This window comes from Amycolatopsis balhimycina FH 1894, from assembly GCF_000384295.1.
Lineage (GTDB): Bacteria > Actinomycetota > Actinomycetes > Mycobacteriales > Pseudonocardiaceae > Amycolatopsis > Amycolatopsis balhimycina.
On the sequence record NZ_KB913037.1, the window covers coordinates 7606658 to 7619858 of the forward strand.

The 13201-nt window shown below is 72.1% G+C and carries 13 protein-coding genes; 3 read left to right on the forward strand and 10 right to left on the reverse strand.

Going from position 1 to position 13201, the window contains the following annotated elements; translation table 11 throughout:
* Positions 1-17 precede the first annotated feature (17 nt).
* Complete coding sequence (locus A3CE_RS0135135) at positions 18-1409, forward strand: class II 3-deoxy-7-phosphoheptulonate synthase (RefSeq protein WP_020644786.1); 1392 nt, start codon at positions 18-20, stop codon at positions 1407-1409.
* 4 nt (positions 1410-1413) lie between these two features.
* On the opposite strand, the gene A3CE_RS59395 is transcribed toward A3CE_RS0135135, so the two are convergent.
* Both A3CE_RS59395 and A3CE_RS0135145 read right to left on the reverse strand, forming a co-directional pair.
* Positions 1414-1995 carry a response regulator transcription factor gene (locus A3CE_RS59395; protein WP_020644787.1) on the reverse strand — a complete coding sequence of 194 codons (582 nt, stop codon included), beginning with the start codon at positions 1993-1995 and terminating at the stop codon, positions 1414-1416.
* Positions 1992-2432 (reverse strand): nuclear transport factor 2 family protein, encoded by a 441-nt coding sequence (locus A3CE_RS0135145; RefSeq protein WP_020644788.1) that lies wholly within the window; start codon positions 2430-2432, stop codon positions 1992-1994. Before A3CE_RS0135145 ends, A3CE_RS59395 begins: the two co-directional genes overlap by 4 nt.
* 70 nt (positions 2433-2502) lie before the next feature.
* Here A3CE_RS0135145 and A3CE_RS0135150 point away from each other — a divergent pair, with 70 nt between their 5' ends.
* Complete coding sequence (locus A3CE_RS0135150) at positions 2503-3099, forward strand: TetR/AcrR family transcriptional regulator (protein WP_020644789.1); 597 nt, start codon at positions 2503-2505, stop codon at positions 3097-3099.
* Here A3CE_RS0135150 and A3CE_RS0135155 read toward each other — a convergent pair.
* From A3CE_RS0135155 to pknB, 5 genes are all read right to left on the reverse strand, one after another.
* The gene (locus tag A3CE_RS0135155) at positions 3096-4412 is read right to left on the reverse strand and encodes a wax ester/triacylglycerol synthase family O-acyltransferase (protein ID WP_084641891.1); all 1317 of its coding nucleotides are present in this window, start codon (positions 4410-4412) and stop codon (positions 3096-3098) included. The two genes, A3CE_RS0135150 and A3CE_RS0135155, sit on opposite strands and share 4 nt — an antisense overlap.
* Before the next feature lie 186 nt (positions 4413-4598).
* Positions 4599-5300 (reverse strand): hypothetical protein, encoded by a 702-nt coding sequence (locus tag A3CE_RS0135160; protein ID WP_020644791.1) that lies wholly within the window; start codon positions 5298-5300, stop codon positions 4599-4601.
* 138 nt (positions 5301-5438) lie between these two features.
* Complete coding sequence (locus A3CE_RS0135165) at positions 5439-6944, reverse strand: SPFH domain-containing protein (RefSeq protein WP_026469162.1); 1506 nt, start codon at positions 6942-6944, stop codon at positions 5439-5441.
* A 58-nt stretch (positions 6945-7002) separates the two neighbouring features.
* Entirely contained in the window at positions 7003-7212 is a 210-nt protein-coding gene (locus tag A3CE_RS0135170) for a hypothetical protein (protein ID WP_020644793.1), read from the reverse strand.
* A complete protein-coding gene (gene pknB, locus A3CE_RS0135175) occupies positions 7209-9236 on the reverse strand; it encodes a Stk1 family PASTA domain-containing Ser/Thr kinase (RefSeq protein WP_020644794.1) in 2028 nt (675 codons plus the stop codon). The genes A3CE_RS0135170 and pknB overlap by 4 nt, the downstream gene beginning before the upstream one ends.
* A 103-nt stretch (positions 9237-9339) precedes the next feature.
* Here pknB and A3CE_RS57545 point away from each other — a divergent pair, with 103 nt between their 5' ends.
* Entirely contained in the window at positions 9340-9708 is a 369-nt protein-coding gene (locus tag A3CE_RS57545; protein ID WP_020644795.1) for an Rv2175c family DNA-binding protein, read from the forward strand.
* Between the two features lie 312 nt (positions 9709-10020).
* Here the strand turns inward: A3CE_RS57545 and A3CE_RS0135185 are convergent, their stop codons facing one another.
* The 3 genes from A3CE_RS0135185 to crtI are packed head-to-tail and all read right to left on the reverse strand — an operon-like array spanning position 10021 to position 13201.
* Positions 10021-10800, reverse strand: a complete 780-nt coding sequence (locus tag A3CE_RS0135185; protein WP_020644796.1) for an LLM class F420-dependent oxidoreductase — start codon at positions 10798-10800, stop codon at positions 10021-10023.
* Positions 10797-11723, reverse strand: coding sequence for a phytoene/squalene synthase family protein (locus tag A3CE_RS0135190; protein WP_020644797.1), 927 nt, complete (start codon positions 11721-11723; stop codon positions 10797-10799). Before A3CE_RS0135190 ends, A3CE_RS0135185 begins: the two co-directional genes overlap by 4 nt.
* Complete coding sequence (gene crtI, locus A3CE_RS0135195) at positions 11720-13201, reverse strand: phytoene desaturase family protein (RefSeq protein ID WP_020644798.1); 1482 nt, start codon at positions 13199-13201, stop codon at positions 11720-11722. The genes A3CE_RS0135190 and crtI overlap by 4 nt, the downstream gene beginning before the upstream one ends.

Below are 13201 nucleotides of genomic sequence, written 5' to 3' on the forward strand. Positions count from 1 at the left end.
ACCTTATCCTGGTCTTCGTGAACTGGACTGTGGACGTCCCCGTCGACACGCTGCCCGAGCTGCCGCCGCTCCCGCCCGCCCTGCGCGAGCGGCTCGACCAGGCGCTGGCCCGCCCGGCGGCGCAGCAGCCGGAGTGGCCCGACCCCGAGGCGACCCGCCGGGTCCGCGGCGTGCTGGAGAGCGTGCCGCCTATCACCGTCCCGGCCGAGATCGACCGGCTGAAGAGCCGGCTGGCGATGGTCGCCCGCGGCGAGGCCTTCCTCCTCCAGGGCGGCGACTGCGCGGAGACGTTCGAGTCGAACACCGAGCCGCACATCCGCGCCAACCTGCGCACGCTCCTGCAGATGGCGGTCGTGCTGACCTACGGCGCGAGCCTCCCGGTGGTCAAGGTCGGCCGCATCGCGGGCCAGTACGCGAAGCCGCGTTCGGCCGCGACGGACGCGCTGGGCCTGCAGGTGTACCGCGGCGACATCATCAACTCGCTGGTCGCGAAGCCCGAGCTGCGCGTGCCGGACCCCGGCCGGATGATCCGCGCGTACGCGAACGCGGGCGCGGCGATGAACCTGGTCCGCGCGCTCACCGCCGCCGGCATGGCCGACCTGCACCAGGTGCACGACTGGAACAAGGACTTCGTGTCGGCGTCGCCGGCCGCGCAGCGCTTCGAGTCGCTGGCCAACGAGATCGACCGCGGCCTGCGGTTCATGTCGGCCTGCGGCGTCACCGACACGTCGCTGCAGTCGACCGAGATCTTCGCCAGCCACGAGGCGCTGCTGCTCGACTACGAGCGTTCGATGCTGCGTCTCGACAACGCCGACGCCGCCAACCCGAAGCTGTACAACCTGTCGTCGCACTTCCTCTGGGTCGGCGAGCGCACCCGCCAGCTGGACGGCGCGCACATCGCGTTCGCCGAGCTGCTGGCCAACCCGATCGGGTTGAAGATCGGCCCGACGACCACGCCCGAGCAGGCGCTGGAGTACGTCGAGCGGCTCGACCCGCGCAACGAACCGGGCCGCCTGACGCTCATCGCGCGGATGGGCAACGGCAAGGTCCGCGAGGTGCTCCCGGCGATCATCGAGAAGGTCGAGGCGTCCGGGCACAAGGTCATCTGGCAGTGCGACCCGATGCACGGCAACACCCACGAGTCGTCCACCGGGTACAAGACCCGCCACTTCGACCGGATCGTCGACGAGGTCCAGGGCTTCTTCGAGGTGCACAACAAGCTGGGCACCTACCCGGGCGGCATCCACGTGGAGCTGACGGGCGAGGACGTCACGGAGTGCCTGGGCGGCGCCCAGGAGATCTCGGACGTCGACCTGTCGGGCCGCTACGAGACGGCCTGCGACCCGCGGCTGAACACGCAGCAGTCGCTGGAGCTGGCGTTCCTGGTCGCGGAGATGCTCCGCGGCTGAGGCCTTACGCCGGCGCCAGGCCGGCGGTGCGGGCCAGGGTGATCGCCTCCGCGCGGCCCCTGGTCCCCAGTTTCAGGCTGATCACCGACACCCGGTTGCGCACCGTCTTGGGGGCGATCCCCAGGCGGCGCGCGATCGCCGTGTCCGTGACGCCGCCCGCGGCCAATGCGAGGATCTCCCGGTCCCGCGGACCGAGGTCCGGCAGCGGGGCAGGGGACAGCAGCAGCCGCGGAATCCGGTCCGCGATGCCGTCGCCGAACACGGCCGCACCGGCGGCGACGTTGTGCACCGCGCGCACGACGTCGGCCGGATCGGCGTCGGCGGGCAGAAAGCCGCGCACCCCGGCGCGCAGGGCACCGGCGAGCGCGGCGTCGTCGGCCGAAGCGGTGAACACCAGCACCGGCACGCCTGCACCGGCCGCCACGTCCACGCCCAGCGCGAGGTCGAGCACGAGGACGTCGGGGCGGTGGCGGCGCACGGCATCGAGGGCCGCGGCGCCGGTTTCCGCCGTGGCCACCACCGTCACGCCGGTGGTGGCCACGCGAAGGGCCGGCGGGTGAGCGCCGGCCAGGACGACGGTGGTCACCCGCCGACCGGGACATCGGTTCGGGGCCCCGGGGCGGCACCCCGGTTGTCAAGGATCGGCGGGCCCTGCCAGACGTTCTCGCGGCTGATCCGGCCGTCGCGGAACTCGCAGACGTGCAGCAACCGGAAGGTCACCCGCTGTCCGGCGGGCGCACCCGGGAACCCTTCGCCGGTCCGGCAGGTGACCTTGGCTTCGTCGACGAGGAAGTTCTCGCCGTAGAGCCGCGAGACCGGTTCGATCCGCTCGTCCAGCATCGCCGCGAACAGGTGCCGGTAGCGGTCGCGGATCGCCTCGGGGTCCCGCAGTTCCTCCACGGGGAACCCGACCGCGTCGTGCACGACGTCATCGCTGAGCGTCTCGAGGATCGCGTCGAGGTCGTGGGCCGCTTCGGCCGCGAAGTGCGCGCCGAGGATCTTGTCCATCTCTTCCGGTGTCATGTGTTTCCCCCTCCTGTGATGATGCTATCGTCATGAGAAAGACTTCTCATGTCAAGGAGATTTTCCCACGATGAGCCGCGACAACCAGAAACAGCGCACCCGGACCGCGCTGCTCGAGGCGGCGGCCGGCATGGTCAAGGACGGGCGCCCGTTGACGGTGGCCGAGGTGGCGGAGGCGGCGATGGTGTCCACCGCGACGGCCTACCGCTACTTCCCCAGCCCGCAGACGCTCTGGGCCGCGCTGGCCGAGCGATCGGGGCAGCACCTCCACGTCGGCGGGCTGCTGGAAGAGACCGGGGAAGATCCGGTGGCGCGGATGGACGCGGTGATCCGCTACATCGCCGAGCTGCAGTTCGGCGACGAGCCGTCCTGGCGCGGCCTGGTCCGGGCCAACCTCGACCGCTGGTTCTCCCAGGGCGGCGGCTCGGCCGAAACGCCGGTGCGCGGGGAGACCCGCATCCGGATGACGCGGCAGGTCCTCGAGCCGCTCGACGGCGTGCTGCCGCCCGAGGCGCACCGGCGGCTGACGATGGCCCTGATGCTCGTCTACGGCGTCGAGGCGCTGATCGTCACCCGGGATGCCTGCCACCTGGAGCCGGAGGAGGCCACGGAGGTGATGCGCTGGGCGGCGCAGGCGCTGATCGAGGCGGCGGTCAGGGACGCTTAAGAAGCGTCCAGCAGCCGGGCCGCCGACTTGAGCACCGCGTCCCGCAGTGAGCCGACGTCCGGGACCGCTTCGCCGTTGGCCTGGAGTCCGATGTGGACGGACTCGCGGTAGGAGGCGACCGCGATGCCGACCGCGTGGCGCGGGGCCAGCGGCACGAACGGGTAGACCGCCGCCAGCCGGGCGCCGCCGAGGGACAGCCGGGCCGGGGGCACCGGGACCGTCGTGATCACCAGGTCGAACAGCATCGGCGCGGCGAGGCCCGCGGTGCGCGTGCCCAGCCGGTGCAGCAGCGGCGGGACGCGGTCGGCGAGCAGCGGCAACGCCCCCGCGCCGCGGCCGGGGCCCGCCGCCTTGTTGCGGGTCATCGCCTGGCGCACCAGCCGGAGCCGCTCGACCGGGTCGTCCTCGCCGACCGGCAGGTCGCACAGGTAACCCGACAGCTTGTTGCCGCCGAGCTGATCGGCCGCCCGCCCGCGCACGCTCACCGGGATCAGCGCGCGCAGGGTGCGGCCGTCGGCGCGCTGCCCACGGTTCACCAGCCACTCGCGCAGCGCGCCGGCCAGCACCGCCAGGACGACGTCGTTGGTCGTGCCGCCGTGGGTCCGGCGCACCTGGCGCAGCTCCGTCAGCGGCAGCCGCGCGAACCCGAGCCGCCGCTCGGCGGACAGCGGCGCCGACACCGGCGAGAGCGGCGGACGCGCGGCCCGCACCACCGACGACGCGATCCCCGCGGCCTCGTTCGCCTGGCCCCACACCGTGCCCAGCGCGCCCTTCACCGTGTCCAAAGTGGAGCGTGGGGCCGGGATCGGCCGGGACGGCGCGGAGATCTGTTCCGGCAGCTTGACGCCGTCGAGCAGGCCGGCCGCGACCGCGTACGCCCCCGCGCCGTCGGTGAGCGCGTGGTGCAGTTTCAGCAGCAGCGCGAACTTCCCGTCCGGCAGCCCGGTGACCAGGGTCAGCTGCCACAACGGCCGGGACGTGTCCAGCGGCTCGGCGATCCACCGCGACGCATACGCCGTGAGCGGGTCCGGCTCGTACAGGGAGCTCAGCGTCACGTGGTGAATGTGTTCGGCCGCAACAAATCCCGGGTCCTCGGCCCAGCTGGCCGAGCCCGGCGGGAACAGCTCGGCCCGCGCCCGCTGGCGCAGCTTCGGCAGGCGGGCGGCGCGCTCGGCGAGCAACGCGGTCAACGCGACGGGATCGACCGCGCCACGGGCGGTGAAGGTGACCACCGCCCCCATGTGCATCGGAGAGGTTTCGCTTTCCAGGCAAAGGAAAGCGACATCGAGTGCGCTGAGCGGCGAGCCTGCCATGGGCGACCTTTCCGGGTTTCGCGGGGGCGCACGGCCACGTGCGTCGGAAGGGAGGAAACCCACTGCACCAGCCCGACGTGACGAGCGGGTGGTCGAAGTGTTTCCACGACGCTAACGACCCACCCCGTTCATCCATTCGAGATACCCCGGGCCGCGGTGCCCCGGCTCACAGATCAAAAACGGGACTCAATCACCTGGAGCATGCTCGGGTTCTTCCGCACGGACCACCGCTGTCCCCCAATCGGGGGTGAGCGCGACCTGCTTTCCGACGCGGCGGACCGGCAGGCCGTTCGCCTGCCGCTTGCCGAGTCCCGGCCAGATTTCCGCGGCGTCCTTCGACGCGGCGCGGATCGCGCCGCCGTCGAGCGTCGTCCGCGTCTCCGGGATCTCGCGGTCCTTCCACTGCACGACCAGCTTCAGCGGGCCGGCCGAGGGGAGCGGCCACAGGAAGATCTCGTGGTCGACGGCGAACCGCGTGCCGCCGACCGGTTGCGCCCGCAGGACCGGGTCCTCCGGCTCGGACGCGGACGGCACCGAGATCGTCTCGGAGCTCGCCCGGCTGCCGTCGGCGTAGAGCACGCCGATGAGCAGCCCGTTGTAGTCGGGCTTCCGCCGGTGGTCGATCAGCCCCTCGGCGGGGTTCTCCACCAGGCTCTCCCGGGAGTACACCGTGACGCGCAGTGTCAGCGCCTCCGGCCACACCTCGATGGCCCGCAGCGCGATCACCGTGCGTTCGGAGCGGCCCAGCGGCTGCGCCCACGGCAGCACGGCCGGGACGATGTGCTCGCGCGGGGGGTCCGTCCAGTGCCGGCCGTTGAACGCGTAAAGCTCCTGCTCCGGCACGGGGAACAGGGGACGCTCACGGGGACCGCCGGTGAAGAAGCTCATCGGACGGCCCGCGACGCACGGTCCGGCACCATGCGCCCACGGTAGGACAAGCGAGCGGGAATTTCCGCCCCCGTTCGGGGGTACGGCCTCTGTGCCCTGTGATCCGGGACACAGAGGCCGTACACTGACCGTGACGGATCAGTCGCTGAGCTTCAGCTCACCGTTGCGCCGGGCGGCCTCGTCGAGCTCCTTCTCCGCCGGCTTGCCCATGGCGTCCATCAGCTGGCGGGCCAGGCCGAGGCCGGTTCCGCCGAGCGACAGCGCCTTGGCGAACATGTCGGACATGCCGTCGGCGCCGTTGAGCACGACCATGTGGTCGATGTTGCCGAACGCGCTCGCGCCGGCCTCGACGATCTCCGGCCAGCGCTCGGCCAGCTGCTGCGCGACGACGGCTTCCTGGTTCTCCGCCAGCGCCGCCGCGCGGGCCTTGATCGCGTCCGCTTCGGCCAGACCCTTCGCCCGGGCCGACTCCGCTTCGGCGAGCCCCTTCGCCTTCGCGGCCTCCGCCTCGGCGAGACCGCGGGCCTTGGCCGCGGCGGCCTCGGCCTCACCGGTCGCCCGGGTCGCGCCCGCCATCGCCTCGGCACGGGCCTTGGTGGCCTGGGCCTCGGCCTCGGCGGCCGTCTTCACGCGCGTCGCGTCCGCCGCGGCCCGCAGTTCGGTCTCCCTCGCCTCGGCCTGGGCCTTGGCGATCGAAGCGTCACGAGCCGCGTCAGCTGTCGTCCGGGTGTCGTACGCCTTCGCGTCGGCCGGCTTGCGGACCTGCGACTGCAGGCGCTGCTCGGCCAGCGCCGCCTCCAGCTCGGCGGCGCGCGTCTCCTGGACGACGACCTCCTGGCGCGCGGTCGCCTCGGCCAGGGGGCCCGACTGGGACATCTTCGCCCGCGCCTCGTCCACCTCGGCCTGGTAGCCGGCCTGCTGGATCTGGCTCTCGCGCACCGCGGCGGCCTTCTTCGCGGCCGAGACCTGCTCGACCTCGGCGGCCTCCTGGTCACGCTGGGCTTCGGCGATCCGGGCAGACGCGGCGATCGCCGCGGCGTGCGGCTTGCCGAGGTTGAGGATGTAGCCGGACTCGTCGTCGATCTCCTGGATCTGCAGCGAGTCCACGATCAGCCCCAGCTTGATCATCTCCGTGGCCGAGGACTGGCGCACCTCGCCGGTGAGCGCGTCCCGGTTGTGGATCATCTCCTCGATGGTCAGCCCGCCCACGATCGAGCGCAGGTGCCCGGAGAAGAGTTCGTGGATCGTGTCGTTCATGCCCTTCTGCTGGTCCAGGAACCGGCGGGCGGCGTTGGCGATCGACGCGAAGTCGTCCCCGACCTTGTAGATCACGACGGCCCGCACGGTGACCGGCAGGCCCTGCTTGGTCACGCAGGAGACCTGCAGGTTGACGCCGCGGGTGTCCAGCGACAGCCGCCGCGCGGTCTGGAAGCCGGGCAGGACGTTCACCCCACGGCCGGTGATGATCTTGAAGCCCAGGCTGTCCGCCGTGTCCGCGCGGTCGACCCGGACGCCGAGCCCGGAGATGATCAGCGCTTCGTTCGGTTCCGCGACCTTGTACAGCAACCGCAGGATCCCGAAGATCACGAACAGCACGACGACGAGCCCACCCGCCGAATACAGCAGGATTTCCACGAGACTCATGGCACCGACCCCCTCGCTCTTTTTCTGTTGTGCGTGTGTTGGTGCCCCTTCTACGCCGTCAGCGGCTCAGGGGTTGCCACCGCTCGACGTAAACCGTCCGCGGGGGTTCGAAGTCGACCACGAGCACCTGGGTGCCGGAGGAGAAGGTCTCGTCCGGGTCGGCCGGATAGGCGTAGAACGCCTCCGTGCCGCCCCGGACGTTCAGCAGCACCTCACCGATGAGGCCGGGGCCGATCGTGCCGGTGACACGGCCACGGCTGCCGATCAATTCCCGAAGCCCTTCAACTTGACCTTCGAGCCCTTCGCCACGAACGAGCCCGGCTGCGGGTCCTGCTCGAAGACGAAGTCGAACCCGCCGCCACCATGGCCGCGGCCGCCGTCGCGGTCGGCCTTCAGCCCGGCCTGCTCGAGGATCTTCTGCGCGTCGCCGAACGACTTGAACCGCACGTCCGGCACCTGGACCGCGTTGTTGACGAAGACGCCGATCCGTTTCGCCTTCGGCTGCGTGTTCGCCGGCGGGTCGGTCCGGGTGACGGCGCCGCCCGGGACGTCCTGCTTGAACTCCTCGCCCGCCTGGAACGGCTCGAAGCCGGCCTGCTGCAGCAGCTGGAACGCCTCGTCCTTGGACCGGCCGGTGACGTCCGGGACCGGCGGCAGCGGGATCGGGCCCTTCGACACGATGATCGTGACCTGGCCGCCGATGGTCAGCTGGCTGCCCGCCGACGGGCTCGTGCGGATGACGGCGCCCTGCGGGACCTCGGGATCGAAGTCGTCGGTCCCGCGGACCGGCGTCAGCTGGGACGCCTTGATCGCCTGCTCGGCGTCGGCGAGCGCGGTGCCCGGCCGGATGTCCGGCACCGTCGGGCGGCCCTTCGACAGCACGACCGACACGGTGGAGTTCGGCGCCAGCCGCGTGCCCTCCGCCGGAGTGGCGCGCAGCACGGTGTTCGACGGGACCGTGTTGTCGAACTCCTGGCTGAACTGCGGGTTCAGCTTCACCGCCCGCAGCGCGTCCCCGGCCGCGGCCTGGTTCAGGCCGGCGAGCTTCGGCACGGTCGCGGTCTTGTCGCCGCCGCCGTCGGTGAGCATGAACGCGAACGCCGTGATCAGCCCGCCGAACAGCAGCACCGCGGCGGCGATCAGGGCGATCCGCTTCCGGTTGTCCTTCGGTTTCTCCGGTTCCGCCTGGCTCCGCCGCCGCGGGACCGGCCGCACCGGCGGCACCGCACCGCCCACGGGCACGCCCGGTGGCGGGGTGCCCGGGTGGCTCAGCGCCTGCGTCGGGTTGGGCCGGTGCACCGGCATCGTCTTCGCGGAGTCCGGCAGCACCTGGGGGATCCGCGGCAGCGTCCGCTCGGTGTCGGCGAGGTCGCCCTGGCCGTGCGAAACCGGGACCGGCACGGTCACCGGCAGCAGCCCCAGCTGCGCGCGCACCGCCGTCAGCTCGGTCAGGAAGTCGCCGGCGTCGGCCGGGCGCAGGTCCGGGTCCCGCCGGGTCGCGCGGGTGATCAGGTCGTCCAGGGCCGGCGGGAGGTCCGGGCGCAGCTCGCTCGGGCGCGGCACGTCGTCGTTCACGTGCCGGTAGGCCACCGAGATCGCCGTGTCGCCGGTGTAGGGCACCCGGCCGGTGAGCATTTCGTAGAGCAGGATCCCGGCCGAGTAGACGTCGCCGCGCGAAGAGGCCGCGCCGGTCGCGACCTGCTCCGGCGACAGGTAGGCGACCGTGCCGAGGATGACGCTCGAGCTCGTCGTGCCCGCGCTCGCCACGGCCCGCACCAGGCCGAAGTCGGCGACCTTCACGACGCCGCCGGTGTGCGGCCCGGCCCGGCCGATCAGCACGTTCTCCGGCTTCACGTCGCGGTGCACCAGCCCCGCCCGGTGCGCGGCGGCCAGCGCCGACAGCACGGGCTCGGCCACGCTCAGCGCCAGCGCGACGTCCAGCGGGCCCTTCTCGTCCAGCAGGTCACGCAGCGTCCCGCCGTCGACCAGCTCCATCACCAGGAACGCCAGCCCCGACTCCGCACCCTGCGGCAGGTCGAACCCCTGGTCGTGCACCGCCACGACGTGCGGGTGGTGCAGCTGCGCCGCGGACTGGGCCTCCCGCACGAACCGGTCCACGAACGACCGGTCGTCCGCGAAGCGCGGGTCCATGATCTTGATCGCGACCGGACGGTCCAGCCGGGTGTCCGTCCCCCGGTAGACGGAAGACATTCCGCCGTGGGCGAGCAGCCGGTCCACCCGGTAGCGCCGCTCCAGAAGCGTGCCGGCCAGGCTGGGGTGGGTGCGTGTCACGAGTATGGATCGTACGGAACCCGACACGGTTGGTGGAGGAGACCTCGCGGGTCACCCGTGCGCACTAGCGGGTGAGGGGACGGAATGTGGCACAGTGTCACCTGTGAGTGGGATTCCTGTCGCCGAAGACATCCTCGACACCGCCATCGCGGTCCTCCCGTTGCAGGCGGTGGCGGACGTCCTCGGGACGTCGAGCAACAAGGTCCGGCAGATGCTGCGCGACGGGCAGCTGATCGCGGTCCGGCGCCGCGGCGAACTGTGCGTGCCCGGCGACTTCTTCGTCAAGGACGGCGTCGTCAAGGGCCTGACCGGGACGATCACCGTGCTCGCCGACTCCGGGTACAGCCGGACGGAGATGCTGCGGTGGCTGTTCACGGCCGACGACACGCTGCCGGGAAGCACCCCGATCAACGCGCTGCGCAGCAACCACGGCACCGAGGTCAAGCGGCGCGCGCAGGCGATGGCGTTCTGACCTGCGCAAACAGGTCACCGCGGCGGCTGCCTGGACGGCCGCGGCGGTGAGCAGCCGACGCCGTCGCTCAGGGCCGCGCAGGTGGGCCGCCCCCATCAGGGGGTAACAGACCGTGACCATCCCGATGCCGGCGCAGGAGACCGTCGCCCGACTCGGCGGCGCGTTGCGCACCAGGACCCTGAAGCTGTCCTTGAGGCTACTGCTCGCCCCGCTGAGCCACCCGCGAACGCGTCGCCGCGTACCGGGCCCAAAAGCCGTGAATGGCACATTGAGGGACTTAGAGTCCCTCAATGTGCCATTCACGGATCAAGCTCAGCTCTGGGTCTTGTCGCGCCAGGCGAGCCACTTCTGGAGGGCGCCCAGGTCGTAGTCCGGGCCGCCCACGCCGACCGTGAACGTCGTGACGCCCAGGTCGAGGAGCTTCGGGCCCAGTTCGTCCGGCTCGCCCTGCACACCGCACGAGCGCTCGATCTCGGCCGGGTCGCGGCCGACGTCCGCGCAGTGCTGGTCGAGGATCTTCACCTTGCGGCCGACGACCTCCGGGTCACCGAAGCCGTGCCAGATGTCGCCGTGCTTCGCGACGAGCTTCAGCGTCTTCTTCTCGCCGCCACCGCCGATGAGCACCGGGATCTTGCGGGTCGGCGCCGGGTTCAGCTTGCCCAGGCGCGACTCGATGCGGGGGAGGGACTCCGCCAGGTCGTCGAGGCGGCCGCCCGCGGTGCCGAACTCGTAGCCGTACTCGTCGTAGTCCTTCTCGAACCAGCCGGAGCCGATGCCGAGGATGAGCCGGCCGCCGGAGATGTGGTCGACCGTGCGGGCCATGTCGGCCAGCAGTTCGGGGTTGCGGTAGCTGTTGCACGTGACGAGCGCGCCGATCTCCACCCGGGACGTCGACTCCGCCCACGCGCCGAGCATCGTCCAGCACTCGAAGTGCTTGCCCTCGGGCTCGCCGTACAGCGGGTAGAAGTGGTCCCAGTTGAAGACGATGTCGGCGCCGAGGTCCTCGGCGGCCGACGCGGTGCGCCGGATGGAGTCGTAGTCGGCGTGCTGCGGCTGGAGCTGCAGGCCGATCCGGATACGTCGTTCGGTCATGATCGCAGCCTACGACCGCCGCGGAACGTCTCGCTCGCCCACATCGTGGCCAAGGGGGGTAGTGCGACTACCAGCCTGCGCCGCTTCGGGACCACCGCCCGCCGCGTCAGGACGTCGTAGTCCAGCGCGACGATCTCGTCGAGGATCCCTTCGTACAGCGTCAACGCCGTCCGCACGCACGGCCGCGATTCGGGGCGCAGCAAGGCCACGCCGGCTTCGGCCCGCCGGTACACCGCCCGCGTCCGCGCCACGAAGTACGCCAGCGCCGCGCGGATCCGCGGGTCGGGGCGGCGCCGCTCCAGCAGCTCCCGCGAGACACCGAACGCGGCCAGTTCCGCGCTCGGCAGGTAGAGCCGCCCGCGGTCGAGGTCCTCGCCGACGTCGCGCAGGAAGTTCGTCAGCTGGAACGCCTCGCCGAGGGCGACCGCGCCCGCTTCGGCCTCGGCGAGCGGCCCGACGGTGCCGAACACCGGCAGCATCTGCAGCCCGATCACCGCGGCCGAGCCGTACATGTACTCGCCCAGCTCCGCGAACGTCGTGTACTCGACGGGCTTGAGGTCCGCCCGCATCGACTTCAGGAACGCGTCGAACAGCTCCCGCGAGAGGCCGTACCGGCGCACCGTGTCCGACAGCGCCACCAGCACCGGATCGTCCGGGGTCCCGCCGTCGAAGACGACGTCGACCATGGCCGCGACGCGGTCCAGCTCGACCGCCGGCTCGCTGCCCGGCGACGGGTTGTCGACCAGTTCGTCGGCCATCCGCGCGAACCCGTACAGCGTGTGCGCGGCCGGCCGCGCCCGGGCCGGCAGCAGCCGCGTGGCCAGGAAGAACGTGCGCCCGTAGTGCGCGTTGATGCGGCGGCACCGGGTGTAGGCGGCGCGCAGGGCAGGTTCGGTGATGCCCGCGGCGTCGAGTTCGTTCACCGGCCGGTGATCCTTTCCGCTGCCAGTCGTCCGGAGATGAGCACCGGCGGGATGCCGACACCCGGGGTCGTGCCGCAGCCGGCCAGCACCGCGTTGCCCGCCACGCGCACCAGGTTCGCCGGCCGGAAGGGACCGGTCTGCGCAAACGTGTGCGCCAGCGAGAACGGCGTCCCGGCCGTCAGCCCGCGCACCGCCCAGTCCGCCGGGGTGATCGTCTCGTCGACGGTGAACTCGTCGCCGAAGCCGGTCAGCCCGCGTGCCTCCAGCGTGCGAAGCAGCTCTTCGCGGTACGGCCCGCGAACGCGGGCCCAGTCGATCGGCCCGCGACGCAGGTTGGGGGCGGGCGCGAGCACCGAGACGATCTCGCCACCCCGGCCGGCCAGCCCCGGGTCCGTCGCCGTCGGCCGCGTGACCAGCAGCGACGGGTCGCTCATGAGCTTCCCTTCGCGGATGATCTCCGCGAACGTCCGCTCCCAGGCATCGCCGAAGAAGATCGTGTGGTGCCCGAGGTCCCACGCTTTCGTGGTGCGGCCGTGCAGGACCACGGCGGACGGCGAGTAGCGCAGCGGTACCGGTCGCCGGGGCTTCGCCCCGAGGAGGCGGTACGCGGCACCCAGCTCGGTGGCCAGCACGACGGCGTCGCACGCGATGCGTTCGCCCGAGCGCGTGCGGACCGCGCGCACCCGCTGGTCGACCCGCTCCAGCCAGGCGGCTTCGGTGCCGAAGCGCACGTCCGCGCCCGCCCGTGCGGCGGCACCGGTCATCGCCCGGCCGATCTCGCCCATCCCGCCTTCGGGGTAGTAGACGCCGCCGACGGTGTCCATGTAGGCGATGACGCCGTACGCGCCGATCGCCCGGGCCGGGTCGAGACCCGCGTAGAGCGCTTGGAAGGTGAAGAGCCGCCGGACGCGCTCGTCGAGCAGGTAGCGGCCGACGCGCGGGCCGAGCCGGCCGAACCCGCCCAGCGCGGCGAGCTTCGCCAGCTCGGGGCGGGCGAGGTCGAGCGGCGAGTCGAAGTTCGCCGCCAGGAAGTGGTCCTTCTGCACGGTGTACAGCTCGGTCAGCCAGCGCCGCAGCGCCCGGTAGCCGGCCGCTTCGCGGGCACCGGCGAAGGCGCGGATCTCGGTCTCCATCGCTTCGCCGTCGGTGTGCAGCGCCAGCGTGGAGCCGTCGGCGAACCGCGCCCGGTACGCCGGGTCGAGCCTCGTCAGGCGCAGGTTCTTCGCCAGGGACTCGCCGACCGCGGCGAACGCCTCCGCCAGCAGTTCCGGCATGGTGAGCACGCTCGCGCCGGTGTCCACGGCGTTGCCGTCGAAGCTCCGCTGCCCGGCCCGCCCGCCCGGGACGTCCGCCTGCTCCAGCAGCGTGACCTGCCGTCCCGCGCCGAGCAGGTGCAGGGTCGCCGAAAGCCCGGCCAGCCCGGCCCCGATCACGACGACGTGGTCGGCGGCCCCGGCGGACCTCCTGATCGTCCGCAC